We start from the raw sequence: 25493 nt of genomic DNA, 5'->3' as shown, positions 1-25493 counted from the left end.
GGGTATCGCAAGCGCCACCCATCCTACGTGAGGTGCTTCCTTGCAATCAGGGTGCGACGTATTCCATGGATGAACCCATGCTGAACCGCTGTTTCCGCTTTGTTGCTGTCTCGCTGCTCCTCGCACTCGGCGGCTGCAGTTCGCTGCTGTTCTACCCCAGCGACGATGTCGCCATCACCCCCGCCCGCGCCAAGCTCGACTACCGTGACGTCACCCTGACCACCGCCGACGGCGTGAAACTCGCCGGCTGGTGGTTGCCGGCGAAGGCGGGCGTACCGGTGAAGGGCACCGTGCTGCACCTGCATGGTAACGGCGGCAACATGGCCTGGCACCTGGGCGGAGCCTACTGGCTGCCGGAGCAGGGCTACCAGGTGCTGATGGTGGATTACCGCGGCTACGGGCATTCCGAGGGCGAACCGAGCCTGCCGGCGATCTACCAGGACATCGACGCCGCCTTCGCCTGGCTGGACAAGGCGCCGGAAGTGCAGGGCAAGCCGGTGATCCTGCTCGGCCAGAGCCTGGGTGGCGCCATGGCCGTGCACTACCTGGGCCTGCACCCGGAGCGGCAGAAGCAGCTGCACGCGGTGGTGCTCGACGGCGTACCCGCCAGCTACCGCGATGTGGCGCAGTACACCCTCTCCACCAGTTGGCTGACCTGGCCGTTGCAGGTTCCGTTGTCCTGGCTGGTGCCCGACGGCGATAGCGCGATCCGCTCCATGCCGCGACTTTCTGGCGCACCCGTACTGCTCTTCCACAGCATCGACGATACCATTGTGCCCCTGGACAACGGCCTGAGCCTCTACAAGGCCAAGCAGCCGCCGAAGGTCTTCCAGCTGACGCGCGGCAACCATGTGGAAACCTTCGGCGAACCCGTGTGGCGCGAAGTGATGCTGCGCTTCCTCGACGACCCGCAGCACTTCACCGGTTTGCGGCGCCTGGCTGAAGTCCCGAACTATCCCTCTCCGGCGAAGCCACAGGAATCGCAGGCGGACCCGAAACAACAAGGCAACCCATGAACGAGCGCAACCCGATCTCCTACATCCTCACCGTCATCGCCACCATCTTCGTCTCGGTCGGCACGCTCTGGTACTACGGCTACCTGCATTTCGCCAAGCCCGAGGACGCGCTGGAGCTGACCCAGTTCACCATGCTGAAAAGCATCCCCGGCCAGGACAGCACCAAGCTCTCCCTGGACCCGGCCGACCAGCAGGCGCAGTGCATCGATGGCGTGCTGGTGATGTTCGACATGAGCCAGAAGGGCCTCACCGGCGTACTGGTCGACGGCCGCAAGCGCGCCGTGCGCTGCATGGGCGAGCAGACCCCGCAAGAGGTCAAGTGACGGCGAGCCCGCCGTCGCAGGCCAAGGGAGCAAGCACAGTGAGCCATCCCGAGATCCGCGTCTGGCAGGGCGACATCACCCGCCTCGACGTCGATGCCATCGTCAACGCCGCCAACAGTTCGCTGCTGGGCGGCGGTGGCGTCGACGGCGCTATCCACCGGGCCGCCGGCCCGGACCTGGTCCACGCCTGCCGCCCGCTGGGTGGCTGCAAGACCGGCCAGGCGAAGATCACCGCCGGCTTCCGCCTGCCGGCGCGCTTCGTTATCCACACCGTCGGGCCGGTCTGGCGCGGCGGCGAGCACGGCGAGTCGGAGCTGCTCGCCCAGTGCTACCGCAACAGCCTGCAGCTGGCCGAAGACAAGGGCCTCGCCAGCGTCGCGTTCCCCGCTATCAGTACCGGCATCTACGGCTATCCCGCCGAAGAGGCAGCACAGGTCGCCGTGGATGAGCTGCGTCGTCCACGGCGGCAGGGGAGTTCGTTGAAGGAGTTGGTGCTGGTGCCGTTCTCGGCGGAGATGGCAGAGCTGTATCGGCGCTTGCTGGCCTAGATCAACGGCAGGTCCGGCTCAGGCCACGTATTCCGGGCGTCCGTCGTCAATCCAGCGCTGATAACGCGCGTCGATGGCCGGGCTCAGCTTTGCGTAGTTGTCCCAGTTGTCGGTCACCGAATAGAGAGCCTCTTCGTCCACGCCGAACGTCTCGAAGTAGTCATCGATATAGCGGCTGTCATGATCCAGGCCCCGGTAGTAGGCAATGGTGAAGGCGTTGCCATGCGCAGCGAGGTCTTCACCGATCAGCTTCTCGTCCAGCACCTCGATCAGGAACCGGGCCCCGGTCATGTCCTTGCTCTGCAGCGCCGCCACTGCCTCGGCGGCATCCTCGAGCAACTCCTCGCTGACCATTTCATTGAGGATCAGCCAGGCCAGGAACATACCGATGTGGGTGGCGGCGGCGGACGGCGGCAGGTCTTCGGGGAAGTCGCCTTCGTAGTGCCAGGAGGCGTCATCGTATTTCATGGGAGCTCCGACTGCAGTTGGGCCGCTGATTCTGCCAGATCGGTAAGCACGTGGTTGGCGATGGGGCTCATCGTAGACGGGCCCCATGGGCGCGATCGCGCTCAATACGCTCTTCAAAAAGGCGATCCGCTCCTACCGTGTGAGTAGGAGCGGGCGTTCGGCCGGATCAGTAGGCCCCGCTCACCGAGGAGCGCGGCTGCACCGGATTGGCGTCGTTGGAAATGGTCACCTCGACGCGGCGGTTCATGGCGCGGCCGGCAGCAGTGCCGTTGCTCGATACCGGGTATTCCTTGCCATAGCCACGGGCGACGACGCGGTCCGGCGTCACGCCCTGGCTGAGCAGCGCCAGGCGGATGGCGTCGGCGCGACGCTCCGACAGGCCCTGGTTGTAGGAGGACGAGCCGCTGCTGTCCGTGTAGCCCTCGACGATCACCTTGCGCTCGGGGTTCTGCTGCAGGTAACCCGCCAGGTTCTGCACGTTGGTCATCGCGCCCGGCTTGAGTTCGGCTCGGTCGAGATCGAACAGCACGTCCCCGAAGGACACCATGGTCCCGCGGGAAGTCTGCTTGGCGTTCAGCTCGCCCTTGAGCTTGTTCAGCTGTGCGGTACGGGCGTCGAGACGGGCCTGGGCGCGCTGGGCGGAGGTGTTCTTCAGCTGATCCTCGGCGTCGCGCAGGGCCACGGTCTGGTTGGCCAGTTCGATGCGTTGCTGAGTCAGGTAGGCCAACTGGTCCACTTCCTTCTGGTTGGCGCCGTCGCGGTAGGCCTGGTCGGCCTTGGCCAGCCAGTCGCCGGCGTCCTTGGTTTCCAAGGCGGCCTGCTGCGTGGCCTGGGGCTCGGCCTGCAGGGCCTGGAAGTCGCCACGGGCTTTCTCCAGGTTGGCGTTGGGCGGCGTGGAGCAGGCGGCCAGGGCCAGGGCGAGGGTCGAGATGGCGGGCAGTACGATGAGTTTGTTCATGTCGAAATTCCTTATATGACCGGGCGTAGGGGCGGGATCACTGGGCCTGCTGCAGGCCTTCCTGACGCAACTCCATCACGCCCTGCTGGGCGTCCTTCACCGCGTTCTGGGCCTTCACGGCCTGGGACTTGCGCTCGGCCACGCGGGCGTCCCACTCGGCCTGCTGGGCCAGGTTGCGGGCCTGGTCGTATTCCTTGTCGTTCAGGGCGATGCGCGCCTGGGCGAGCTTGTCCTGGGCGTTCTTGGTTTCGACTGGCGCGTATTCCGGACCGCCGGAGCTGACGGCAGCGTTCACCGCGGACTCGGTGACGGCCATCTGCTCGCTCGGCGGGTTGCCGGCGCAGCCGGCCAGCAGCACGGCGCTGCCAAGGGCGAGCAGCCCCAGGCGCCAGCTGCGCAGCGAGGCACAGGAGGAAAGGGACGGGACGGTTCGAGCGCTCTGAGATTTCAGTTCCATTGGGTGAATCCTCTGACGATTGGTAGGGGGTTCCCTCGGCGTTTCGATTGCCGGCGGATGCGGGCCGCTCTCCGGCGCGGTTCTGCGTGGCAGAGAGTGGGCATCTGTTTAGGGGACTAAGTGTTTTGTCAGGGGGTTCAAAAAAAATGCCCGCCGTGCAGGCGGGCATTCTTCGGCAATCGGCGTCGATCAGCCGCGATGGCGCAGCAACCGCAGGCCGTTGAACACCACCAGCAGGCTGGCGCCCATGTCGGCGAACACCGCCATCCACAGGGTGCCTTCGCCGGCCAGGGTGAGGGCGAGGAATACCGCCTTGATGCCCAGCGCCAGCGTGATGTTCTGGATCAGCACCCGGTGGGTCTGGCGCGACAGGCGAATGAAGGACGGCAGTTTGCGCAGGTCGTCGTCCATCAGCGCGACGCCGGCAGTTTCGATGGCTGTGTCGGTACCGGCCGCGCCCATGGCGAAGCCGATGTCGGCGCGGGCCAGGGCCGGGGCGTCGTTGATGCCGTCGCCGACCATGCCGACGCGTTTTCCGCCTTCCTGGCGCTGCTTCACTTCGCGCAGCTTGTCCTCGGGCAGCAGGTTGCCCAGCGCCTCGTCGATACCGACCTGGGCGCCGATGGCGTTGGCGGTGTGCGGGTTGTCGCCGGTCAGCATCAGTGTCTTCACGCCCAGGTCGTGCAACTGGGCGACGGCTTCACGGCTGGTTTCCTTGACGCCATCGGCCACGGCGAACAGCGCCAGCGGGCCTTGCGCATCGAGCAGCACGATAACCGTCTTGCCTTGCTGTTCGAGGGCGTCGAGGCGGGCTTCCAGCTCCTTCGAGCAGAGCTCCAGTTCCTCCACCAGGCGGTGGTTGCCCAGGTGAAAGGTGCGGCCGTCGATCTCCCCCTTCACGCCGCGACCGGGCAGGGCGGTCAGCTCGCCGACGCTGTACAGCGCTACGTTGTCGGCTTCGGCGGCCTGGGCTACGGCGTGGGACACCGGGTGGTCCGAGCGCGCGGCGAGGCTGGCAGCCAGGGCGCGTACGTCGCCGGCAGCGGATTCCCGCAGGGCGGTGAAGTCGGTCTGGCGCGGGCGGCCTTCGGTGAGGGTGCCGGTCTTGTCCAGGGCGATCCACTCCAGCGAACGGCCCATTTCCAGGAACACCCCGCCCTTGATCAGGATGCCCAGGCGAGCCGCCGCCGACAGGCCGCTGACGATGGTCACCGGCGTGGAAATCACCAGCGCGCAAGGGCAGGCGATCACCAGCAGCACCAGCGCGCGGTACACCCAGTCCAGCCAGGCGCCGCCGAAGAACAGCGGCGGCAGCAGCGCGGTGGTTATGGCGATAAGGAACACCACCGGTGTGTAGATGCGCGAGAACTGGTCGACGAAGCGCTGGGTCGGCGCGCGCGAGCCCTGGGCCTCTTCCACGGCGTGGATGATGCGCGCCAGGGTGCTGTCGTCGGCCACGCGGGTGACGCGGTATTCCAGCGCGCTTTCGCCGTTGATGGTGCCGGCGAACAGGGTGTCGCCGACCTGTTTTTCCACCGGCAGGCTCTCGCCGGTGATGGGTGCCTGGTTGACGCTGGAGCGGCCGTCGAGCACTTCGCCGTCCAGTGCGATGCGTTCGCCGGGGCGCACGCGCACCCGAGCATCGAGGGCGACCGACTTGGCGGAAACCTCCTGCCACTGCCCCTCCACCTGCACGGTGGCCTGTTCCGGGGCCAGCTGCAGCAGGCCGCGAATGGCGTTGCGCGCGCGCTCCAGCGACTTGGCTTCGATCAGCTCGGCGATGGCGAACAGCACCGCCACCATGGCCGCTTCCGGCCACTGGCCGATCAGCATGGCGCCGGTCACGGCAATGCTCATCAGGGCGTTGATGTTGAGGTTGCGGTTCTTCAGGGCGATCCAGCCCTTGCGGTAGGTCGGCAGACCTGCACCGAGGATGGCAGCGACGGCCAGCACGGCCACCAGCCATTGCGGGCCGATGGCGAACCACTCGAAGAACTCCGCTGCGGCGGCCGCAACGGCGCCCGCGGCCAGCGGCCACCAGGGTTTCTGCTTGGCAGGCGGCGCGGACGCGGGAGCGTTTTCATCCACCGGTTCGGCCTGCATGCCGAGGGAGGCCACCAGCTTCTGCAGCGGTTCGATGCTGTCGAAGCGGTGCTGTACGCGCAGCAGGCGCTGCATCAGGTTGAAGTCCAGGTCCTCCACGGCGGACACGCGGCCCAGCGCGTCGCGCAGCAGGCGTTCCTCGGTGGGGCAGTCCATGGCCTCGATGCGCAGGCTGGTCCAGCGCAGTTCGCCGCTGGCCGAACCGGCCGCGGCCGTGGCGGCACTTTTGGCACGCGCACTGCGATCGTCGCCATGATCATGGGTGTGATCGTGATCGTGATCGTGGTCATGCTTGTGCGGGGCAGGTTCGGTAGCCGGGGCGCGCAGCAGCGCGCCTTTGTCGCAGCCGCAGCAATCGGCGGCGTCATGTTCACGGTCCTGTACAGGGCCGTGAATGGTCGGCCCCTGGCGATTGACAGTCATGTCGTCCGTTCCTGTTTGACGAGTTGCTGTCGATTGCACACCCTGTAGCAACTACAGAGTCAAGCGTCCCTTGGCGAGGAGTCGAAAATGAAGATCGGTGAACTGGCGAAACTGACCGGCTGCCCGGTGGAGACCATCCGCTACTACGAGCGCGAAGGCCTGCTGCCCGCGCCATCGCGCAGCGGAGGCAACTACCGGCAGTACGATGCCAGCCACGTCGAGCGGCTGTCGTTCATCCGCCATTGCCGTTCGCTGGACATGACCCAGGAGGAGATCCGCATTCTCCTCGGCCTGCGCGACCGCCCCGAATCCGACTGCGGCACCGCCAACCGGCTGATCGACGAGCACCTGCACCACGTCGAGGTGCGCATCGCCGAGCTGCAGTCGCTCAGCCAGCAACTGCGCGACCTGCGCGCGCAGTGCCAGGGAGAGGGCAGCAGCGAGGATTGCGGCATCCTGCGCGAGCTGGAGCAGCCGGCGGAGCCGTCGGTGATTCCGGAGGCCTGCGCGGAGGCGGGGCATTTGCATGTGCCCGGCGTTCACGGCCGGCATTGATCGCATCCGGTGGGAGCGCGCTATGGGCCCGTTCCTACCGGATAGATCTGTGCTCGGATCGGCCCTCACCCTAACCCTCTCCCAGGGGGAGAGGGGACCGTTCGGTGCCGGATGAAACCACAGCGTCAGCCGGCACGATTTGCTCCCTCTCCCTGAGGGAGAGGGCTGGGGTGAGGGGGAAAGCACAAACACGGAACTACCAGTCGTAGGGCGCATAACGCGCCAGCGTTATCCGCCGATTGAGTAGCCGGCGGATAACCTGTTCCAGGTTATGCGCCCTACGAAAAACCAAACGCCCCGGCATCTGCCGGGGTGTTTGCATTCAGGAGTGCTCGGCCTCCGTCAGCTCATGCAGGTACTTGCGTGACAGCGCGAGGAAACGCGGCGTAGGGCCGATGTCCTCGTAGATCGGGTCGCCCTGTTCGTCCTGCGCCACCACCTTGGTCCCCTGCACATAGGGGAAGCTCGCTTCCAGCTCTTCCAGCGCCGCGTTGACCAGTTCCCCCAGCAGTTCCTCGACACTGCGCTTGGGGTACATGTCATGCAGCGCGGCCAGACGCGCGGCCGTCTCGACGTCCAGCGGAATGCTGTACTGGTGGTTGGTCATGCGCCCCCTGGCGTTCTTTTCCCAATGGCGTACCAGCTCGCGGATTTTCATGTTCACCTCTAGGGTCGTTACGTGGCGGTCGGCCCTCGTGAGGTCGCCGCAGGTTTTCCCATCGATGGGGATAACTTTCAGCCTAGACGTTGTCCGAGCAGGATTGCGGGCGTTCGTCGAACGCTTGCCTGCCGGCTGCGTCGGCGGCACTGTGAAATCAAGCGACGCCCTTTCAATCAAGGACTCTCACACCAAGGAGACCGTGATGCCGGATATCGACGCGCGTTTGCGCGAGGACGTTCACCTGCTCGGCGAGCTGCTCGGGCAGACCATCCGCGCCCAGTACGGGCAAGGCTTCCTCGACAAGATCGAGCTGATCCGCACTGGCGCCAAGGCCGCCCGGCGCGGCTCCGCCGAAGGCGCCAAGCAGCTCACCGCGACCCTCGACGGCCTGGGCGAAGATGAACTGCTGCCGGTGGCGCGCGCCTTCAACCAGTTCCTCAACCTGGCCAACATCGCCGAGCAGTACCACCGCATCCGCCGGCGCACGCCCAAGGAGCCGGAGCCCTTCGAAAATCGTGTGCTCGCCGAGCTGCTGGGCCGCCTGCGCAAGTCCGGCCTGGGCGCCGAGGGTCTGGCACGTCAGGTGGCAGACCTGGAAATCGAACTGGTGCTCACCGCGCACCCCACCGAGGTGGCGCGCCGCACGCTGATCCAGAAGTACGACGCCATTGCCGGGCAACTGGCCGCCGGAGACCATTCCGACCTGCTGCCCGAAGAGCGCCAGGCGGTGCAGGAAAAACTCCAGCGCCTGATCGCCGAGGCCTGGCACACCGACGAGATCCGCCGTACCCGTCCGACCCCGGTGGACGAAGCGAAATGGGGTTTCGCGGTGATCGAACATTCCCTTTGGCATGCCTTGCCGACCTTCCTCCGCCATGTGGACCGAACCCTGCAGGAAACCCTGGGGGAGCGCCTGCCGCTGAGCGCCGCGCCGATCCGCTTCGCCTCCTGGATGGGCGGCGACCGCGACGGCAACCCCAACGTCACCGCCGCCATCACCCGCGAAGTGCTGCTGCTGGCGCGCTGGATGGCGGCCGACCTCTACCTGCGCGACGTGGACAGCCTGGCCGCCGAGCTCTCCATGCAGCAGGCCAGCGATGAGCTGCGGGCTGAAGTCGGCGACCTCGCCGAGCCTTATCGCGCGCTGCTCAAGCAACTGCGCGAACGCCTGCGGGCCACCCGCGCCTGGGCCGAGCGCGCCATCCACAACAGCGAGGAACCGGGCGCCGAGGTGCTGCAGGACAACTGCGAACTGCTGGAACCACTGCAGCTCTGCTATCGCTCGCTGCAGGCCTGCGGCATGGGCGTGATCGCCGATGGCGACCTGCTCGATACCCTGCGCCGCGCCGCCACTTTCGGGCTGTTCCTGGCACGGCTGGACGTGCGCCAGGACTCCACGCGCCACGCTAACGCCATGGCCGAGATCACCGAGCACCTGGGCCTGGGCAATTACACCGAGTGGGACGAAAGCGTGCGTCAGGAATTCCTCCTGGAAGAACTCGCCAGCCGCCGCCCGCTGTTGCCGGTCAGTTACCAGACCTCGGCCGAGACCGCCGAAGTCCTCGCCACCTGCCGTGTGGTGGCGCAGGCGCCGGCCGCTTCGCTGGGTTCCTACGTCATCTCCATGGCCGGGCAGCCGTCCGACGTGCTCGCCGTCCAGCTGCTGCTCAAGGAATGCGGGCTGGAGCGGCCGATGCGCGTGGTGCCGCTGTTCGAGACCCTGGATGACCTGGACAGCGCCGGCCCCTGTATCGACCGCCTGCTCAGCCTGGACAGTTACCGCACCCGTCTGGCCGGGCCGCAGGAAGTGATGATCGGCTACTCCGACTCGGCCAAGGACGCCGGCACCCTGGCGGCGGCCTGGGCGCAGTACCGCGCGCAGGAGGCGCTGGTGGACCTCTGCCGCCACCATGGCGTCGAGCTGCTGCTGTTCCATGGCCGTGGCGGCACTGTCGGCCGTGGCGGCGGCCCGGCCCACGCGGCGATCCTCTCGCAGCCGCCGGGCTCGGTGGCCGGGCGTTTCCGTACCACCGAGCAGGGCGAGATGATCCGCTTCAAGTTCGGCCTGCCGGACATCGCCGAGCAGAACCTCAACCTCTACCTCGCCGCCGTGCTGGAAGCCACCCTGCAGCCGCCGCCGGTGCCGGAGCTGGCCTGGCGCGAGGAGATGGACCGTCTGGCTGCCGATGGCGTGCTCGCTTACCGTGCGGTAGTGCGGGAGAACCCGCAGTTCGTCGATTACTTCCGCGAGGCGACGCCGGAGCAGGAACTGGGCCGCCTGCCGCTGGGCAGCCGCCCGGCCAAGCGCCGCGAGGGCGGCGTGGAAAGCCTGCGGGCGATCCCCTGGATCTTCGCCTGGACCCAGACGCGCCTGATGCTGCCGGCCTGGCTGGGCTGGGAGGATGCCCTGTTCAAGGCTATCGAACGCGGCGAAGGTGCACTGCTGGGGCGCATGCGCAAGGAGTGGCCGTTCTTCACCACGCGGATCGACATGCTGGAGATGGTGCTGGCCAAGGCCGACCGGGAAATCGCCCAACTCTACGACGAGCGACTGGTGCAATCGGAACTGCGACCATTAGGTGCGCATTTACGCGACCTATTGTCGCAGTCGGTGCGAGTGGTGCTGGGGCTTACAGGGCAATCGCAGCTGCTCGCCCACGCCGCCGAGACACGCGAATCCATCGGTGTGCGCAACACCTACCTGGACCCGCTGCACCTGCTCCAGGCCGAGCTTCTGGCGCGCTCGCGGCGCTGCACGGGCGATGCCTGCGGCGGTCTGGAGCAAGCCATGCTGGTGACAGTGGCCGGTATAGCGGCGGGGCTGCGAAATACCGGCTGAGGGTCGGCAACCCCCCACCAAAGGTGGATTGCCGCGCTGCCAATTGAGATTAATTTGATGGCTGATCCCGGGTGCAAAACTGGCCCGGGATCGGCGTGCGCAGTCCCCATGGCCGGCTTGTGTGGTGTGGGACCGCTGTGTATCGTGAGCAACCTTTCGGCGCACCTCTGCGCCATTCCAAGCATGATGAGATTGGCCCCACGAGGCGGATCCGTGATTTCGCTTAACAAGTATTAAGGAGCATATCGATGCGTGTGATTCTGCTCGGGGCGCCCGGTGCCGGCAAAGGTACCCAGGCTCGCTTCATCACTGAGAAGTTTGGCATTCCGCAGATTTCCACCGGCGACATGCTGCGTGCAGCGGTCAAGGCTGGCACCGAGCTCGGCCTGCAGGCCAAGAGCGTAATGGACGCCGGCGGCCTGGTTTCCGATGACCTGATCATCAACCTGGTCAAAGAGCGCATCGCCCAGCCCGACTGCGCCAAGGGTTTCCTGTTCGACGGCTTCCCGCGCACCATTCCCCAGGCCGAGGCCATGAAGGAAGCGGGCGTTTCCATCGACCACGTGGTCGAGATCGCCGTGGACGACGAGGAAATCGTCGGCCGTATCGCCGGTCGCCGCGTTCACCCGGCCTCGGGTCGCGTCTACCACGTCGAGCACAACCCGCCGAAAGTGGCTGGCAAGGACGATGAGACCGGCGAAGAGCTGATCCAGCGCGAAGACGACAAGGAAGCCACCGTGCGTCACCGCCTGTCGGTCTACCACTCGCAGACCAAGCCGCTGGTCGACTTCTACCAGAAGCTGGCCGACGCCCAGGGCACTCCGAAGTACACCCGCGTCGAGGGTGTCGGTTCGGTCGAGCAGATCACCTCCAAGGTGCTAGGCGCTCTGAACTGATCCATCGCCGTATCAGCCAAAGGCCCGCACACGCGGGCCTTTGGCGTTTATAATGCCCGCCCGTTTTTTATCGCCCTGTTCTCAACGTCCTATGGAAAACACCATGCCCACGCTGCTGGCCCTGGATACCTCGACCGAAGCCTGTTCCGTCGCTCTGCTGCATGACGGCCGCCGGTTCGTGCGCCATGAGGTGATCCCGCGCCTGCACGCCCAGCGCCTGCTGCCCATGGTGCAGGACATCCTCGGCGAGGCCGGCATCGCGCTGTCCGCCGTCGACGCCATCGCCTTCGGCCGCGGCCCCGGCGCCTTCACTGGCGTGCGGATCGCCATCGGCGTGGTGCAAGGCCTGGCTTTTGCGCTGCAGAAGCCGGTGCTGCCGATTTCCGACCTGGCGGTGCTGGCCCAGCGCGCTTACCGCGAACACGGTGCCCGTCAGGTGGCTGCGGCCATCGATGCGCGCATGGACGAGGTGTACTGGGGTTGCTACCGGCTGGAGCAGGGCGAGATGCGCCTGGCTGGCGCCGAAGCCGTCCTGCCGCCCGAGCGTGTCGAGCTGCCGAGCGGTGCCCAGGGCGACTGGTTCGGTTCCGGCACTGGCTGGGGCTTCGAGGAGCGCCTGGCGGTGAAGGTTGCCGCCTGTGATGCCAGCCTGCTGCCGCACTCCGAAGACCTGCTGACCCTGGCCGAATTCGCCTGGGTGCGGGGCGATGCGGTTGACGCAGAGCAGGCCCAGCCGATCTACCTGCGCGACAACGTGGCGACGCCCAAGAAAGCCTGACCTGTGCCAATTGACCGCAGTCGCGCGCGGTCGCTAGAGTGATGGGCATTCCCACCGAGTTTTCGCCATGCGTATCGACGGCTTTACCTCCACATCCCAGACCACGGAGCGCAGTTCCCGCACGGGCACTGCTGTTACGCCGTTCCGGGAAGTGCAGCGTGACGTCGAGACTCGCCGCGAGCAGCCCGCGCCGACCTCGGCCAGCCAGGGGCTCGACTCGCAGTCGCAGACCCGCCGCGTGGAGTCGTCCAACGCCAGCAGCTACAACCTGCCGGCGACCCTGCGTGACAACCTCGAGTACCAGCGCCCGCTGACCTCCCGCGCCGCCCAGGCGCTCGCCAGCTACACCAGCACCGCCAGCATGGTCAGTCAGTACGAAGGCCAGGAAGTCGTCGGTCTCGACCTCTACGCCTGATGCAACTGCCGTATTTCCTGGGCTGCCCTTCGTGGAACGAGCCCGCCTGGCGCGGCACTTTCTATCCCGCCGACCTGCGCCCCGCTGAAACACTGTCCTTCTACTCCCAGGTATTCAATGCCGTGGAAGGCAATACCACTTTCTACGCCCGCCCCAACACCGACACCCTCGTGCGCTGGGCGCAGACCATGCCGGAGACCTTCCGCTTCTGTGCCAAGCTGCCGCGCGACATCAGCCACGAGGGCGACCTGCGCGGCCAGCTGGAAAATACCCGGGACTTCCTCGCGCTGCTGGCGCCGCTGGGCCAGCGGGTGGCGCCGCTGTGGCTGCAGGTTTCCGCGAGTTTCGGCCCGGATCGCCTGGGCGAGCTGGCGGCCTGGCTGGATGAGTTCTCCGAGCGGCGCATCGCCGTGGAAGTGCGCCACCCGGCGTTCTTCGCCAAGGGTGACGAGGAGCGGGCGCTGAACCGACTGCTGCTGGACCGTGGGGTCGAGCGCATCTGCCTGGACTCGCGGGCGTTGTTTGCCGTGCAGTCCGATGATCCAGCCGTGCTCCATGCCCAGTCGAAGAAGCCCAAGGTGCCAGTGCGCCCGGCAGCCTTCAGCGACAGCCCTCAGGTGCGCTTCATCGGCGGGCCGGACCTGGACGCCAATCTCGTCCATCTCACGCCCTGGATCGGCAAGGTCGCCGAGTGGATCGAACAGGGCCTGACGCCCTATGTCTTCCTCCACACCCCGGACAACCACCGCGCCGCCGAACAGGCGCAGCGCTTCCACGCGTTGCTGCGAGAGCGCCTGCCGGGGCTGCCACCGCTTTTCGAGCCCAAGCCGGAAGTGGAACAGCTCGGCCTGCTCTGAGCCGCCAACTGTGCATGGCGCGCTGCAGGCGAGGGGACTAACCTGCTCCTTCCCCGTTCGGCAAGGAGACCGCCATGACCAACCAACAGCAACGTGGTGACGCCTTCCGCGCGCTGCACCTGCGCGACGGCCTGTTCGTCCTGCCCAATCCCTGGGATGCCGGCTCGGCGAAGATGCTCGCCCACCTGGGTTTCGAAGCCCTGGCGACCACCAGCGCGGGCTTGGCCTTCGCCCTTGGACGGCGCGACGCCGAAGGTACGGTGAGCCGTGACGAAGCGCTGGCCAATGCCCGCGCGATAGTCGAGGCGACGCCTCTGCCGGTGGCCGCCGATCTGGAGAACGGCTACGGCGATGCAGCGGAAGACTGCGCTGAAACGATCCGTCTGGCCGCTGCTTGCGGGCTGGTTGGCGGTTCCATCGAAGACGCCACCGGCCGCCCGGATGCGCCGATCTACCCGCTGGAGCTGGCAGTAGAGCGCGTCGCTGCCGCCGTGCAGGCCGCCCGCACGTTGCCGTTCACCTTCACACTGGCGGCGCGGGCGGAGAACTTCCTGCACGGCCGCGTCGACTTGGACGACACCATCCGCCGCCTGGTGGCCTTTGCCGAAGCCGGTGCTGACGTGCTCTACGCGCCGGGCCTGAAAACCCGCGAGGAAATCGCCGCCGTGGTCAGCGCCGTGGCGCCGCGCCCGGTCAACGTGCTGGTGGGCTCGCCGGCGCTGCAGTTGAATCTGGATGAGCTCGCCGAACTGGGCGTGAAGCGCGTCAGCGTCGGCTCCTGCCTGGCGCGCGCGGCTTACGGGGCGTTCTTCAGTGCTTCGCAAGCGCTGGCCGAGGGTGACCTGAAGCCCATGCACAGCGCCATGCCGTTCGACCGGATCAACGGGATGTTCCGGGGCTGAGCCTTGCGTTGGTGGTTGCTCGGATTCGTTGTCGTATGCACCGGCCTGGCGTTGGCGCTGCAGCAACGCTGGATCGAGTTGCCCATCCGCTGGAATCCTTGGGCGCCGCTGGACGTGCGCGATCAGCCGAACCTGCTGACCCGCTACAAGCTCTGGCGCCTGCGTGATGATGCCGACCTTTGCCAGTTGGCACTGCAAAGCTCCGACCTCAAGGCGCAGGCCATGGCCGACAGCGAACCCGTGGTCGGCTGTCCGTTGCACAACGTCTGGCGCGTGCAGGCTGCCGGGGTGAAGCTGAGCAGCAGCTTCCTCGCCAGTTGCCCGCTTGCGGTGAGTTTTTCGCTGTTCGAGCGTCACTCACTGCAAGCGGCCGCGCGGGAAGTCTACGGCCAGCCGGTGGTAGCAGTGGAGCACCTGGGCAGCTTCGCCTGCCGCAACATCTATGGCCGCGCTGATGCCCGGCGCAGCCAGCACGCCACTGCCAATGCGCTGGACATTGCCGCCTTCCGCCTGGCCGATGGCCGGCGCATCGTGGTAGCGAAGGACTGGAGCGGGGATGGCGACGCCGCGCGCTTCCTGCGCTCCGTGCGCGACCGCGCATGCGGCAACTTCGACGGCGTGCTCGGGCCGGACTACAACCGGGCGCACCACGATCACTTCCACCTCGACCTGGGCGGCTGGCAGATCTGCCGTTGAGCCCGCCCGCTGCGTGCTGCGGTAGAATGGCGGCTTTTCCCAGGATCGCCCGTCATGACCGAAGTCCTCACTCCGCCGCGCATCGTCGTCCAGGCGCTGGCGCCTGCCTGGCAGGCCGCCGCCGAGCAGTGGGCGCAGCGACTCGGTCTGCCGATGGGGGAGGGCGATGCCGATTTCGCCCTGCAGCTGGGGGATGACGGCTTGCAGCTGCTGCAGCTGGGGCCGGATTCGCCCGGCCCGGTGCGGGTGGATTTCCTCGAAGGGTCTGCTGCGCATCGCCGGCAGTTCGGCGGCGGCGCCGGGCAAATGATCGCCAAGGCCGTCGGCATCCAGCAGGGCGTTCGTCCCCGTGTGCTGGACGCCACCGCCGGGCTGGGCAAGGACGCCTTCGTGCTGGCGACGCTGGGGTGCGAGATGGATCTGACCGAGCGCCAGCCGATCATCGCCGCGCTGCTGGAAGACGGCCTGGCCCGTGCAGCGGGGGATTTCGAGGTGGGCGCGATCGTCGCGCGCATGCGCCTGCTGCAGGGCAACTCCATCGAGCGCATGGCCGCGTGGGAAGGGGAGGCGCCGCAGGTGATCTACCTCGACCCGATGTTCCCGCACCGCGACAAGAGTGCGCTGGTGAAGAAGGAAATGCGTCTGTTCCGCCCGCTGGTGGGCGATGACCTCGACGCTCCGGCGCTGCTGGAAGCCGCACTCAAGCTGGCCAGCCACCGCGTGGTGGTCAAGCGCCCGCGCAAGGCGCCGATCATTGAGGGTCAGAAACCCGGCTACAGCCTGGAAGGCAAGTCCAGCCGCTATGACATCTATCCGCTGAAAAGCCTGAAGGGCTGAGAGCCGCGCCTGTCGGTGTGACTCGCGGTCACGGGTGCATCAGGGTGCAAAGGCCCTGAGGAACAACGCCACCACTTCCTGCACATGGGCCTCGGACTCTTCCGGGGTCGGTGGATTCTCGCAGCCAATCATCAGGCGGAAATGCACGCAGCCCTGCACCAGCATCAGAAAGTGCTCGGCGGCCCGACGCGGACAGTCCATCTTCATCTTGCCCTGCTGGCGGGCCTGCTCCAGCAGGCGCTCCATCTGGTCCAGCACGCGCTGCGGGCCGGCCTCGAAGAACAGCTGCGAGAGATGCGGGTTGCCCGCGCCCTGGGCCACCATCAGCCGGCTCAGGGCAATCGCCTCGGGGCTGTTGATCAACTGATTGAAGCCGCGGCCCAGGTTCAGCAGCAGGCTTTCCAGCGGCGCGTCGGCCGGCGGCTCGGCGAACAGCTCGGGCATGCGTTCGGCGCACTTGGCCTGCACTGCCTCGACGAACAATGTCTCCTTGTCCGTGAAGTGGCTGTACACGGTGAGCTTGGACACCCCGGCCTCGGCGGCGATGGCCTCCATGCTGCTGCCGTCGTAGCCGTAGCGCACGAACAGCTCCTTGGCGGCTTCGAGAATGGCCTTGCGCTTGGCCGGATCCTTGGGGCGACCCGGTCCGTTCGATGAGTTCGTTGGTGACATGTCTTTACATTTCTAATACTGGACTGATGGGTTCTGTATTTTTACTATACCGGCGAGTATAAGAATTCCAACCGCGTTTTGCGAAAGGTCACACATCATGTTCCGCCATGCTCTGTCTGTCGCGCTGCCTGCTGCCTTCATCCTTTCCCTTTCCGCCTGCGGTAACGGCGAACCGCCGAAGCCCGCGGTGCGCCCTGCCATCGTGGTGCAGCCGCTGCCGGCGCGGGATATCACCGAGGCGTATCCCGGTGAAGTGCATGCGCGCCATGAGCCGGAGCTGGCCTTTCGTATCGGCGGAAAAGTCAGCAAGCGTCTGGTGGAAACCGGCGAGCGGGTGAAGAAGGACCAGCCGCTGGCGGAACTCGATCCTGAAGACGTTCGCCTGCAGCTCGAGGCCACGCGGGCCCAGGTAGCCGCAGCCGAAGCCAACCTGCAGACGGTGCGCTCCGAATACGCCCGCTACAAGACCCTGCTGGAGCGCCAGCTGGTCAGCCAGTCGCAGTTCGACAACATCGAGAACACCTACCGCGCCGGCGAGGCGCGGGTGAAGCAGATCCGCGCGGAGTACGACGTGGCCAGCAACCAGGCCGGCTACGCGGTGCTGCGTTCGCCCCAGGACGGCGTGATCGCCACTCGACGGGTGGAAGTGGGGCAGGTGGTTGCCGCTGGGCAGACCGTCTTCACCCTGGCCGCCGATGGTGACCGCGAAGTGCTGATCAGCTTCCCCGAACACGCCTTCGAACGCTTCCGCGTCGGCGAGGCGGTGAGCGTCGAACTCTGGTCGCAGCGCGACAAGCGCTTCAGCGGCAAGATCCGCGAGCTATCGCCGGCTGCCGACCCCCAGTCGCGCACCTTTGCCGCGCGGGTGGCGTTCGACGACGCCAAGGTGCCGGCCGAGCTGGGCCAGAGCGCCCGCGTCTACATCCATGCCGAGGGCACCGTGCCGCTCGCCGTGCCGCTCGCCGCGCTGACGTCCGAAGCTGGCCAGCCGTTCGTCTGGGTAGTCGATCCGAAAACCTCCACCCTGCATCGCCGCCTGGTGCGCATCGGACCATACGCCGAGGACCGCGTGCCGGTGCTCGAAGGCCTGAAGGATGGCGACTGGGTGGTGGCAGCGGGTGTGCAGGTGCTGCGTGAAGGTCAGGAGATACGGCCTGTCGACCGGGAGAACCGGTCGGTCAAGCTGGTGGCGAAGGAGTAACGCCCGATGCAATTCAACCTTTCCGCCTGGGCGCTGCAGAACCGCTCCATCGTCCTGTACCTCATGCTCCTGCTGGGCATCGTCGGGACGCTGTCCTACTCCAAGCTTGGGCAGAGCGAGGACCCGCCGTTCACCTTCAAGGCCATGGTGGTGAAGACCAACTGGCCGGGCGCGACCGCCGAGGAAGTCTCGCGCCAGGTCACCGAGCGCATCGAGAAGAAACTGATGGAGACCGGTGATTTCGACCGCATCATCTCCTTCTCCCGCCCCGGTGAATCCCAGGTGACCTTCGTCGCTCGAGAGGACTTCCACTCCCGCGACATTCCCGAGCTCTGGTACCAGATCCGCAAGAAGGTCAACGACATCCGCTACACCCTGCCTCAGGGCATCCAGGGGCCGTTCTTCAATGACGAGTTCGGCACCACCTTCGGCAATATCTACGCGCTGTCGGGCAAGGGCTTCGACTACGCAGTGCTCAAGGACTACGCCGACCGCCTGCAGCTGCAACTGCAGCGCATCAAGGACGTCGGCAAGGTCGAGCTGGTCGGCCTGCAGGACGAGAAGATCTGGATCGACCTGTCCAACACCAAGCTCGCCACCCTCGGTCTGCCGCTGGCGGCCGTGCAGAAGGCGCTGGAAGAACAGAACGCGGTGACCGCCACCGGCTTCTTCGAGACCGCGACCGACCGCGTGCAACTGCGCGTCTCCGGACGTTTCGATTCGGTGGAGGACATCCGCTCCTTCCCGATCCGTGTCGGCGATCGCACCTTCCGCATCGGCGACGTCGCCGAGGTCCATCGCGGCTTCAACGACCCGCCCGCTCCGCGCATGCGCTTCATGGGCGAGGACGCCATCGGCATCGCCGTGGCCATGAAGGACGGCGGCGACATCCTGGTGCTGGGCAAGAAGCTCGACGCCGAGTTCGAACGCCTGCAGCAGACGCTGCCGGCGGGCATGGAGCTGCGCAAGGTGTCCGACCAGCCGGCGGCGGTGCGCGAAGGCGTGGGCGAGTTCGTCCGCGTGCTGGCCGAGGCGCTGATCATCGTGCTGCTGGTGAGCTTCTTCTCCCTCGGCCTGCGCACCGGCCTGGTGGTGGCGTTGTCGATCCCGCTGGTATTGGCGATGACCTTCGCCTGCATGTACTACTTCGGCATCGGCCTGCACAAGATATCCCTCGGCGCGCTGGTGCTGGCGCTGGGCCTGCTGGTGGACGACGCGATCATTGCCGTGGAGATGATGGCGGTGAAGATGGAACAGGGCTACGACCGGCTCAAGGCGGCGAGCTACGCCTGGACCAGCACGGCCTTCCCGATGCTCACCGGCACCCTGGTCACCGCCGCCGGCTTCCTGCCCATCGCTACCGCGCAGTCGGGCACCGGCGAGTACACCCGCTCGCTGTTCCAGGTGGTGACCATCGCGTTGCTGGTCTCCTGGATCGCCGCCGTGGTCTTCGTGCCCTACCTGGGCGAGAAGCTGTTGCCCGACCTCGCCAAGCGCCACGCGGAAAAGCACGGCGGCAGCGACAAGGGACACGACCCGTATTCGACGCCTTTCTACCAGCGCTTCCGTCGCGTGGTGGAGTGGTGTGTGCGCTACCGCAAGACGGTGATCCTGCTCACCGTGGCGGCCTTCATCGGCTCGATCATGCTGTTCCGCCTGGTGCCGCAGCAATTCTTCCCGCCCTCGGCGCGCCTGGAACTGCTGGTGGACCTGAAGCTGGCCGAGGGTGACTCGCTGACCGCCACCACCGAGCAGGTCAACCGCCTGGAAAAAATGCTCGCCGAGCATCCGGGCATCGACAACTACGTAGCCTATATCGGCACCGGTTCGCCGCGCTTCTACCTGCCGCTGGACCAGCAACTGCCGGCGGCGAGCTTTGCGCAGTTCGTGGTCCTGGCCAAGAGCCTGGAGTCCCGTGAAGAGATTCGCCAGTGGCTGATCAAGCACATGAACGAAGACTTCCCGACCCTGCGTACCCGCATCAGCCGCCTGGAGAACGGCCCGCCGGTGGGCTACCCGGTGCAGTTCCGCGTCTCCGGCGAGCACATCCCGGAGGTCCGCGAACTGGCGCGCAAGGTCGCCGACAAGATGCGCGAGAACCCCCACGTGGTGAACGTGCACCTGGACTGGGAAGAGCCGAGCAAGGCGATCTTCCTCGACATCGACCAGGAACGCGCCCGCGCCCTCGGCGTGAGTACTTCGGACATCTCGCAGTTCCTGCAGAGCTCGCTGACCGGCTCCACCGTCAGCTACTACCGCGAGGACAACGAGCTGATCGAGATCCTGCTGCGTGGCGACGAGCGTGGTCGGCATGACCTCTCGCAACTGCCCAGCCTGTCGATGCAGACCAGCAGCGGGCGCAGCGTGGCGCTGTCGCAGGTGGCGACGCTGGAGTACGGCTTCGAGGAAGGCATCATCTGGCGGCGCAACCGCCTGCCCACGGTGACCATTCGCGCCGACATCTACGATGACTCGCTGCCAGCGACCCTGGTGAAGCAGATCTCGCCGACGCTGGACCCGATCCGCGCCGAGCTGCCCGACGGCTACCTGCTGGACGTCGGCGGCACCGTGGAGGATTCCGCCAAGGGGCAGAACTCGGTGAACGCCGGTGTGCCGCTGTTCATCGTGGTGGTGCTCAGCCTGCTGATGATCCAGCTGCGCAGCTTCTCGCGGATGATCATGGTGTTCCTCACCGCGCCCCTGGGGCTGATCGGCGTGACCCTGTTCCTGCTGGTGTTCCAGAAGCCCTTCGGCTTCGTCGCCATGCTCGGCACCATCGCCCTGGCGGGGATGATCATGCGCAACTCGGTGATCCTCGTGGACCAGATCGAACAGGACCGCGCCCACGGCCTGGACACCTGGCACGCCATCATCGAGGCCACGGTGCGGCGCTTCCGCCCCATCGTGCTGACCGCCCTGGCCGCCGTACTGGCGATGATCCCGCTGTCGCGCAGCGTGTTCTTCGGGCCGATGGCCGTGGCGATCATGGGCGGCCTGATCGTCGCCACGGCGCTGACCCTGCTGTTCCTGCCGGCGCTCTATGCGGCGTGGTTCAGGGTGAAAAAGGAAGTCTAGCCCCGGCTTTCCCAGTGGGGGCAGGCATGAAAAAGCCCGGCGGTTGCCGGGCTTTTCTTTTGTTTTCTGGCGAGACTCAGAGCACCCCGAATACCTTCTTCGCCAGACCGGTGGCCGCTGCAGTCGGGTTCTGGCGGATGGTCTTTTCCTGTTCGGCGATGAGCTTGAACAGACCGTCCAGCGCTTCCTCGGTCACGTAGTTCTCGATGTTCGCGTTCTTCGCATCGACCACGCCGAAGGCGGCGGCCTGGCTCGCGAAGGCGTTGTACTGCTTGGCCACGCCAACCTGGTCAGTGGCTTGTTTGATGATCGGCAGGAACTTGGCGCGCAGTTGATCGCGGCTGCTGCGGTTCAGGTAGTCGGTGGCGGAGTGGTCGCCGCCCTGGAGGATGCCCTTGGCGTCGGTCACGCTCATCTTCTTCACCGCATCGACCAGCAGCGCCTGCGCTTGCGGCATGGCGGCCTCGGCTGCCTTGTTCATGCTTGCCTCGAGCTGGTCGACCTGGGCGCCCATGCCGAACTGCTTCATGGTCTTGGCGGCCTTGCCCAGCTTGCCGGGCAGTTCGATGCGCACGGCCGGGTCATTGCTGAAGCCGCCGGGCTGGCTGAGCTGCTTCACGGCCACCTGTGCACCCTGCGTCAGCGCATCCTTCAGGCCGCCGGTGGCGTCGCTCTGGCTGAGGTCGGAGAGGGACAGGGCGAAGGCATTGACGGACAGCAGGGCGCCGGCCAGCAGAACGGGGAATCGCAGCATCGGTACTTCCTTGGCGAAACCCGGCGGCTTGCGTACCGCCGAGGTGGAGAATGGAGGGGGGAGATTAACGGAGGATGGCCGCCGGGGAAAACCCGGCGGCGCGGTGAATCAGCGCACGGGATCGACGCGGACGCGAAGCGGTTGCGAGTCGCTGCCGTCGAGTTTGACGCTGTGGCGCTCGGTGGTGATGAACAGCAGGCGGCCGCCGTCCTCGATGCGCGCGTTGACGGCGTAAGTGTGTCCCGGTTTGACCTGGTTGCGGTCGTAATCCAGATGGAACGCCAGCGGCACCTGGCGGCCAGGCTCCAGTTGCTGCTGGGCCAGATCGACGGCCGGGGCATCGGCCAGCGATACGTCCTGCAGGCTGACGGTGACCTGGGCGGTCGGCGGCAGGGCGATGCGCTGCAGGTAGAAGACTTCACCATCCAGCGAAGCCTTGTCGCCGGAGGAAGTGGCACTGCAGGCGGCGAGCAGGCCGGTCATCAGCAGCAGGGGAAGGGTTTTCTTCATGGAGCTCTCCTTTGAACCAAGGGGCGTCAGACCATTGTGCACGGCGATAGTTGCTTCGCACATGACTTGTTCAATGACGATTGCCCTGAGAGCCATGCTGTTTGTCTAGGCGTAGGTTTCAGCGTCGACCAGAAGCTTGCCCTCTAGGTCCTTGGCCGAGAGAAGGGGCATCTTCTCCTCCAACGGCCAATCGATCTTCAGGTCGGGGTCGTCCCAGCGGATGCAACGCTCATGCTGGGGAGCGTAATAGTCGGTGGTCTTGTACAGAAACTCCGCTGAGTCGCTCATGACGATGAATCCGTGGCCGAATCCTTCGGGCACCCACAGCTGGTGTTTGTTTTCGGCACTGAGCACTGCACCTGCCCATCGGCCGAAGTTGGGCGAGGAGCGACGCAGGTCGACGGCGACGTCGAACACCGTACCGCTGACAACCCTCACCAGCTTTCCTTGTGGCTGCTGTATCTGATAGTGCAATCCACGCAGCACGCGTTTCGCGGATCGGGAATGATTGTCCTGAACGAATTGCACCCGGCGGCCGATGGCCTCTTCGAAGTGTCTGTGGTTGAAGCTTTCGAAGAAGAACCCTCGGTCGTCGCCGAAGACCCTGGGTTCGATCTTGAAGACCTCCGGAAGTGCCAGTGGAGTTGCTCTCATCAGTAAACAGCCTCTTTAAGCAGGTGCTTCAGGTACTTGCCGTAGTCGTTCTTGCACAGAGGTTCCGCCAGCTTTTCCAGCGTTTCGGCATCAATCCATTTATGACGGAAAGCAACTTCCTCCGGGCAGGCAACTTTCAGCCCCTGACGATGCTCAAGTGTGGCGATGAAATGGCTGGCTTCGAGCAAGGAGTCATGGGTACCGGTATCCAGCCAGGCATAACCGCGCCCCATGATTTTCACCGTCAGGTCGCCAGATTCCAGATAGCAGCGATTCAGGTCGGTGATCTCCAGCTCTCCGCGGGCGGACGGCTTGATGCTCTTGGCGATGTCCACGACTCGATTGTCGTAGAAGTACAGACCGGTCACGGCGTAGTTGGATTTGGGGGCGCGGGGCTTCTCTTCCAGGCTCATGGCTTTGCCGGTCGAGTCGAACTCCACGACGCCATAACGCTCCGGGTCCTGGACGTGGTAGGCGAACACGCTGGCGCCGGTCTCCTGTTGCGTTGCGTTGCGCAACAACTCGGGGAAGTCATGGCCGTGGAAGATGTTGTCGCCCAGCACCAGTGCGCAGCGATCTTGTCCAATGAACTGCTCGCCTATCAGGAAGGCCTGTGCAAGGCCGTCGGGGGAGGGTTGGACGGCGTACTGCAGGCTCAGTCCCCACTTGTTGCCATCGCCGAGCAGCTGTTCGAAGCGTGGAGTGTCTTGTGGCGTGGAGATGATCAGAATGTCTCGTATCCCTGCCAGCATCAGTGTCGTGAGGGGGTAGTAGATCATTGGCTTGTCATAAACCGGCAGCAGCTGCTTGGAAATGGCCAATGTGGCGGGGTGCAGGCGTGTGCCTGAACCGCCGGCGAGAATGATGCCCTTGCGTGTCATTGGATGGCCCCTGCTAATTCGTGAATCGGGCGTTGCGCGTGGTGTTGCCATTCAGGCAGTGCCACGCCGAAAGTGCTCTGCAGCTTGCGTGTCGACAGCCGTGAGTTGGCAGGTCGGTGAGCCGGTAGTGGGTACTCCGCAGTACTGATCGGTAACACCTGGTCTGCTGGGCAAGTCAGGGCAACGCCCAGTTGCAATGCTTGTTTCACGATGAACTGCGCAAATCCGTACCAACTGGTTTCGCCCCCGGCGACCAGATGATAGGTACCGCTGGCTTTATCGTTCAGCTGCGATTCCTGGCTTAGTCGCGCGAGTACCAGTGCCGTGATGTCCGCGATCAGCTCGGCGCTGGTGGGGGCACCCACTTGATCGGCTATCACTTTGAGTTCGGTGCGTTCACTAGCGAGCCGCAGGATCGTTTTCGCGAAGTTGTTCCCTCGGGCCGCATACACCCAACTGGTGCGGAAAATGAGGTGCCGGCAGCCACTGGCTCGAATCGCCTCCTCGCCGTCCAACTTGGTTCGGCCGTAGATATTCCGGGGGCCAGTCACGTCCGTTTCGGCGTAGGGAGAATTCCCGTCGCCGCTGAAGACGTAATCGGTGGAGTAATGCACCAGCCAGGCATTCGATTTTGCGGCGGCGACTGCCATTGCCTGGACGGCTTCGCTGTTAATACGGCGAGCGCCAGCCTCGTCAGATTCGGCCTTATCCACGGCAGTGTAGGCAGCGGCGTTGACGATGAACTGAGGACGGATCTTGGCGATCAGGTTGTCCACGGCCTTGATGTCGTTCAGATCAGCCATTGCCCGATCACAGGAGATGAGCATGCCGAGCGGAGCCAGGGCGCGCTGCAGTTCCCAGCCGACCTGGCCGTTGGCGCCGAATAAAAGAATCCTTTTCATATGTATTGCCTGCCGATCCAGTCGCTATACGCGCCGCTGGTGATGCTGGTTACCCAGGCCTGATTCTCGAGGTACCAGCGAACCGTTTTTCGAATGCCGGTTTCGAAGGTCTCTGCCGGTTTCCAGCCGAGCTCCCGCTCCAGCCGGGTGGCGTCGATGGCATAGCGGCGGTCATGACCCGGGCGATCCTTGACGAACGCAATCTGTTGGCGATAGCTCTGGCCGTCGTGTCTTGGGTGCTCCTGATCGAGGATGTCGCAGAGCGTCTGTACCACGTCGATGTTGGCTTTTTCGTTCCAGCCGCCGATGTTGTAGGTCTCACCCGGCACGCCCGCCTCCAGGACACGCCGTATGGCACTGCAATGGTCCTTCACGTACAGCCAGTCCCTGACTTGCTGGCCGTCCCCATAGATCGGCAAGGGCTTCGCCGCCAAGGCGTTGTGAATGACCAGCGGGATCAGCTTCTCCGGGAAGTGATAGGGCCCATAGTTGTTCGAGCAGTTGGTCGTCAGGACGGGCAGCCCATAGGTGTGGTGATAGGCGCGTACCAGATGATCGGACGCAGCCTTGGAAGCTGCGTAAGGGCTGTTGGGTTCGTAGCGATGCTGTTCGGTGAATGCCGGCGCCTTTGGCATCAAGGAACCGTAAACTTCATCCGTGGAAACATGCAGGAAGCGGAAGGTCGCCTGTTCATTGCCGGAGAGTCGTTGCCAGTAAGCACGTGTGCACTCCAGCAGCCTGAATGAGCCGACGATATTGGTCTGAATGAATTCATCCGGGCCGTGGATCGAGCGATCGACATGGGACTCCGCAGCGAAATGGAGAATGGCGCGGGGGCGATGTGCTTGCACTATTTGCTCGATCAGCGCCGCGTCGCCGATATCTCCTTTGATGAAGAGATGCCGGGGATCGTTTTTCAGGCTTTCGAGATTCTGGCGGTTTCCCGCGTAAGTCAGCTTGTCGAGACTGACGACAGGCTCGTTATGAGCTGCCAGCCAGTCGAGCACGAAGTTGGAGCCGATAAAGCCGGCGCTTCCGGTGACTAGAATCGTCATGGAGTAGATCCTGTTGCGTGGTTAGGCGAAAGCTGCTGCGACTGCCCGCCGCGGAGT

The 25493-nt window shown here is 65.4% G+C and carries 26 protein-coding genes; 14 read left to right on the top strand and 12 right to left on the bottom strand.

What is annotated here, in order from left to right; all coding sequences use genetic code 11:
- Positions 1-77 precede the first annotated feature (77 nt).
- The 3 genes from IB256_RS22730 to IB256_RS22720 are packed head-to-tail and all read left to right on the top strand — an operon-like array spanning position 78 to position 1887.
- Positions 78-1016: an alpha/beta hydrolase gene (locus IB256_RS22730; RefSeq protein WP_192404150.1), complete on the top strand. Its 939-nt coding sequence runs from the start codon at positions 78-80 to the stop codon at positions 1014-1016.
- On the top strand, positions 1013-1339 hold the full coding sequence (locus tag IB256_RS22725; protein WP_081517833.1) for a hypothetical protein: 327 nt from the start codon (positions 1013-1015) through the stop codon (positions 1337-1339). Before IB256_RS22730 ends, IB256_RS22725 begins: the two co-directional genes overlap by 4 nt.
- A gap of 38 nt (positions 1340-1377) precedes the next feature.
- Positions 1378-1887 carry an O-acetyl-ADP-ribose deacetylase gene (locus tag IB256_RS22720; RefSeq protein ID WP_192381862.1) on the top strand — a complete coding sequence of 170 codons (510 nt, stop codon included), beginning with the start codon at positions 1378-1380 and terminating at the stop codon, positions 1885-1887.
- A gap of 18 nt (positions 1888-1905) precedes the next feature.
- Here IB256_RS22720 and IB256_RS22715 read toward each other — a convergent pair whose 3' ends face one another.
- From IB256_RS22715 to IB256_RS22700, 4 genes are all read right to left on the bottom strand, one after another.
- Positions 1906-2355, bottom strand: a complete 450-nt coding sequence (locus tag IB256_RS22715) for a hypothetical protein (protein ID WP_192404148.1) — start codon at positions 2353-2355, stop codon at positions 1906-1908.
- A gap of 166 nt (positions 2356-2521) precedes the next feature.
- Positions 2522-3313 carry an OmpA family protein gene (locus IB256_RS22710; RefSeq protein WP_192404146.1) on the bottom strand — a complete coding sequence of 264 codons (792 nt, stop codon included), beginning with the start codon at positions 3311-3313 and terminating at the stop codon, positions 2522-2524.
- Positions 3314-3350: 37 nt separating this feature from the next.
- Positions 3351-3770 carry a DUF4398 domain-containing protein gene (locus IB256_RS22705; protein ID WP_192289438.1) on the bottom strand — a complete coding sequence of 140 codons (420 nt, stop codon included), beginning with the start codon at positions 3768-3770 and terminating at the stop codon, positions 3351-3353.
- A gap of 189 nt (positions 3771-3959) precedes the next feature.
- The gene (locus tag IB256_RS22700) at positions 3960-6296 is read right to left on the bottom strand and encodes a heavy metal translocating P-type ATPase (protein WP_225601901.1); all 2337 of its coding nucleotides are present in this window, start codon (positions 6294-6296) and stop codon (positions 3960-3962) included.
- 87 nt (positions 6297-6383) lie between these two features.
- Here IB256_RS22700 and cadR point away from each other — a divergent pair, with 87 nt between their 5' ends.
- On the top strand, positions 6384-6851 hold the full coding sequence (cadR, locus tag IB256_RS22695) for a Cd(II)/Pb(II)-responsive transcriptional regulator (RefSeq protein WP_192404144.1): 468 nt from the start codon (positions 6384-6386) through the stop codon (positions 6849-6851).
- 322 nt (positions 6852-7173) lie between these two features.
- Here cadR and IB256_RS22690 read toward each other — a convergent pair whose 3' ends face one another.
- Positions 7174-7509: a pilin assembly protein gene (locus tag IB256_RS22690; protein WP_192289436.1), complete on the bottom strand. Its 336-nt coding sequence runs from the start codon at positions 7507-7509 to the stop codon at positions 7174-7176.
- A 205-nt stretch (positions 7510-7714) separates the two neighbouring features.
- Here IB256_RS22690 and ppc point away from each other — a divergent pair, with 205 nt between their 5' ends.
- The 8 genes from ppc (at position 7715) to IB256_RS22650 (ending at position 15732) form a co-directional block, all read left to right on the top strand.
- Positions 7715-10351, top strand: a complete 2637-nt coding sequence (gene ppc / locus IB256_RS22685; RefSeq protein WP_192404142.1) for a phosphoenolpyruvate carboxylase — start codon at positions 7715-7717, stop codon at positions 10349-10351.
- A gap of 248 nt (positions 10352-10599) precedes the next feature.
- Positions 10600-11247, top strand: a complete 648-nt coding sequence (adk, locus tag IB256_RS22680) for an adenylate kinase (RefSeq protein ID WP_081517842.1) — start codon at positions 10600-10602, stop codon at positions 11245-11247.
- Between the two features lie 103 nt (positions 11248-11350).
- Positions 11351-12025: a tRNA (adenosine(37)-N6)-threonylcarbamoyltransferase complex dimerization subunit type 1 TsaB gene (gene tsaB, locus IB256_RS22675; protein WP_192289432.1), complete on the top strand. Its 675-nt coding sequence runs from the start codon at positions 11351-11353 to the stop codon at positions 12023-12025.
- A gap of 67 nt (positions 12026-12092) precedes the next feature.
- Complete coding sequence (locus IB256_RS22670; RefSeq protein WP_192289430.1) at positions 12093-12440, top strand: hypothetical protein; 348 nt, start codon at positions 12093-12095, stop codon at positions 12438-12440.
- Positions 12437-13297, top strand: a complete 861-nt coding sequence (locus IB256_RS22665) for a DUF72 domain-containing protein (RefSeq protein WP_192290627.1) — start codon at positions 12437-12439, stop codon at positions 13295-13297. The genes IB256_RS22670 and IB256_RS22665 overlap by 4 nt, the downstream gene beginning before the upstream one ends.
- Before the next feature lie 74 nt (positions 13298-13371).
- A complete protein-coding gene (locus tag IB256_RS22660) occupies positions 13372-14199 on the top strand; it encodes an isocitrate lyase/PEP mutase family protein (protein WP_192404140.1) in 828 nt (275 codons plus the stop codon).
- Positions 14200-14202: 3 nt separating this feature from the next.
- The gene (locus tag IB256_RS22655; RefSeq protein ID WP_225601900.1) at positions 14203-14895 is read left to right on the top strand and encodes an extensin family protein; all 693 of its coding nucleotides are present in this window, start codon (positions 14203-14205) and stop codon (positions 14893-14895) included.
- A gap of 54 nt (positions 14896-14949) precedes the next feature.
- Complete coding sequence (locus IB256_RS22650) at positions 14950-15732, top strand: class I SAM-dependent methyltransferase (protein ID WP_192289424.1); 783 nt, start codon at positions 14950-14952, stop codon at positions 15730-15732.
- Between the two features lie 39 nt (positions 15733-15771).
- Here IB256_RS22650 and IB256_RS22645 read toward each other — a convergent pair whose 3' ends face one another.
- Positions 15772-16404: a TetR/AcrR family transcriptional regulator gene (locus tag IB256_RS22645; protein WP_138212639.1), complete on the bottom strand. Its 633-nt coding sequence runs from the start codon at positions 16402-16404 to the stop codon at positions 15772-15774.
- Between the two features lie 97 nt (positions 16405-16501).
- Between IB256_RS22645 and IB256_RS22640 the strand changes: the two genes are divergently transcribed.
- Together IB256_RS22640 and IB256_RS22635 are read left to right on the top strand one after the other, a co-directional pair.
- Complete coding sequence (locus IB256_RS22640; protein WP_192404138.1) at positions 16502-17605, top strand: efflux RND transporter periplasmic adaptor subunit; 1104 nt, start codon at positions 16502-16504, stop codon at positions 17603-17605.
- A 6-nt stretch (positions 17606-17611) separates the two neighbouring features.
- Complete coding sequence (locus IB256_RS22635; protein WP_192289420.1) at positions 17612-20680, top strand: efflux RND transporter permease subunit; 3069 nt, start codon at positions 17612-17614, stop codon at positions 20678-20680.
- Positions 20681-20756: 76 nt separating this feature from the next.
- Here the strand turns inward: IB256_RS22635 and IB256_RS22630 are convergent, their stop codons facing one another.
- From IB256_RS22630 to rfbB, 6 genes are all read right to left on the bottom strand, one after another.
- Entirely contained in the window at positions 20757-21434 is a 678-nt protein-coding gene (locus IB256_RS22630) for a DUF4197 domain-containing protein (protein WP_081517852.1), read from the bottom strand.
- Positions 21435-21542: 108 nt separating this feature from the next.
- Positions 21543-21944 (bottom strand): YbaY family lipoprotein, encoded by a 402-nt coding sequence (locus tag IB256_RS22625; protein ID WP_192289418.1) that lies wholly within the window; start codon positions 21942-21944, stop codon positions 21543-21545.
- Between the two features lie 105 nt (positions 21945-22049).
- Positions 22050-22598, bottom strand: a complete 549-nt coding sequence (gene rfbC, locus IB256_RS22620) for a dTDP-4-dehydrorhamnose 3,5-epimerase (protein WP_192404136.1) — start codon at positions 22596-22598, stop codon at positions 22050-22052.
- Positions 22598-23479 carry a glucose-1-phosphate thymidylyltransferase RfbA gene (gene rfbA, locus IB256_RS22615; protein WP_192404134.1) on the bottom strand — a complete coding sequence of 294 codons (882 nt, stop codon included), beginning with the start codon at positions 23477-23479 and terminating at the stop codon, positions 22598-22600. The genes rfbC and rfbA overlap by 1 nt, the downstream gene beginning before the upstream one ends.
- Positions 23476-24381, bottom strand: a complete 906-nt coding sequence (gene rfbD / locus IB256_RS22610; protein ID WP_192404132.1) for a dTDP-4-dehydrorhamnose reductase — start codon at positions 24379-24381, stop codon at positions 23476-23478. The genes rfbA and rfbD overlap by 4 nt, the downstream gene beginning before the upstream one ends.
- Positions 24378-25436, bottom strand: a complete 1059-nt coding sequence (gene rfbB, locus IB256_RS22605) for a dTDP-glucose 4,6-dehydratase (protein ID WP_192289410.1) — start codon at positions 25434-25436, stop codon at positions 24378-24380. Before rfbB ends, rfbD begins: the two co-directional genes overlap by 4 nt.
- Between the last annotated feature and the right edge of the window lie 57 nt (positions 25437-25493).

It is taken from the genome of Pseudomonas sp. PDM17 (genome assembly GCF_014851985.1).
GTDB lineage: Bacteria > Pseudomonadota > Gammaproteobacteria > Pseudomonadales > Pseudomonadaceae > Pseudomonas.
Note: the sequence above shows the minus strand (reverse complement) of the source record. Positions and strands in the feature narration are given on the sequence as shown.

Bases quoted from the DNA above. Each gene is read 5' to 3' on its own strand.
- IB256_RS22730 (WP_192404150.1), top strand. From the start codon at position 78: ATGCTGAACCGCTGTTTCCGCTTTGTTGCTGTCTCGCTGCTCCTCGCA.
- IB256_RS22725 (WP_081517833.1), top strand. From the start codon at position 1,013: ATGAACGAGCGCAACCCGATCTCCTACATCCTCACCGTCATCGCCACC.
- IB256_RS22715 (WP_192404148.1), bottom strand. From the start codon at position 2,355: ATGAAATACGATGACGCCTCCTGGCACTACGAAGGCGACTTCCCCGAA.
- IB256_RS22710 (WP_192404146.1), bottom strand. From the start codon at position 3,313: ATGAACAAACTCATCGTACTGCCCGCCATCTCGACCCTCGCCCTGGCC.
- IB256_RS22705 (WP_192289438.1), bottom strand. From the start codon at position 3,770: ATGGAACTGAAATCTCAGAGCGCTCGAACCGTCCCGTCCCTTTCCTCC.
- IB256_RS22700 (WP_225601901.1), bottom strand. From the start codon at position 6,296: ATGACTGTCAATCGCCAGGGGCCGACCATTCACGGCCCTGTACAGGAC.
- cadR (WP_192404144.1), top strand. From the start codon at position 6,384: ATGAAGATCGGTGAACTGGCGAAACTGACCGGCTGCCCGGTGGAGACC.
- IB256_RS22690 (WP_192289436.1), bottom strand. From the start codon at position 7,509: ATGAAAATCCGCGAGCTGGTACGCCATTGGGAAAAGAACGCCAGGGGG.
- ppc (WP_192404142.1), top strand. From the start codon at position 7,715: ATGCCGGATATCGACGCGCGTTTGCGCGAGGACGTTCACCTGCTCGGC.
- adk (WP_081517842.1), top strand. From the start codon at position 10,600: ATGCGTGTGATTCTGCTCGGGGCGCCCGGTGCCGGCAAAGGTACCCAG.
- tsaB (WP_192289432.1), top strand. From the start codon at position 11,351: ATGCCCACGCTGCTGGCCCTGGATACCTCGACCGAAGCCTGTTCCGTC.
- IB256_RS22670 (WP_192289430.1), top strand. From the start codon at position 12,093: ATGCGTATCGACGGCTTTACCTCCACATCCCAGACCACGGAGCGCAGT.
- IB256_RS22660 (WP_192404140.1), top strand. From the start codon at position 13,372: ATGACCAACCAACAGCAACGTGGTGACGCCTTCCGCGCGCTGCACCTG.
- IB256_RS22650 (WP_192289424.1), top strand. From the start codon at position 14,950: ATGACCGAAGTCCTCACTCCGCCGCGCATCGTCGTCCAGGCGCTGGCG.
- IB256_RS22645 (WP_138212639.1), bottom strand. From the start codon at position 16,404: ATGTCACCAACGAACTCATCGAACGGACCGGGTCGCCCCAAGGATCCG.
- IB256_RS22640 (WP_192404138.1), top strand. From the start codon at position 16,502: ATGTTCCGCCATGCTCTGTCTGTCGCGCTGCCTGCTGCCTTCATCCTT.
- IB256_RS22635 (WP_192289420.1), top strand. From the start codon at position 17,612: ATGCAATTCAACCTTTCCGCCTGGGCGCTGCAGAACCGCTCCATCGTC.
- IB256_RS22630 (WP_081517852.1), bottom strand. From the start codon at position 21,434: ATGCTGCGATTCCCCGTTCTGCTGGCCGGCGCCCTGCTGTCCGTCAAT.
- IB256_RS22625 (WP_192289418.1), bottom strand. From the start codon at position 21,944: ATGAAGAAAACCCTTCCCCTGCTGCTGATGACCGGCCTGCTCGCCGCC.
- rfbC (WP_192404136.1), bottom strand. From the start codon at position 22,598: ATGAGAGCAACTCCACTGGCACTTCCGGAGGTCTTCAAGATCGAACCC.
- rfbA (WP_192404134.1), bottom strand. From the start codon at position 23,479: ATGACACGCAAGGGCATCATTCTCGCCGGCGGTTCAGGCACACGCCTG.
- rfbD (WP_192404132.1), bottom strand. From the start codon at position 24,381: ATGAAAAGGATTCTTTTATTCGGCGCCAACGGCCAGGTCGGCTGGGAA.
- rfbB (WP_192289410.1), bottom strand. From the start codon at position 25,436: ATGACGATTCTAGTCACCGGAAGCGCCGGCTTTATCGGCTCCAACTTC.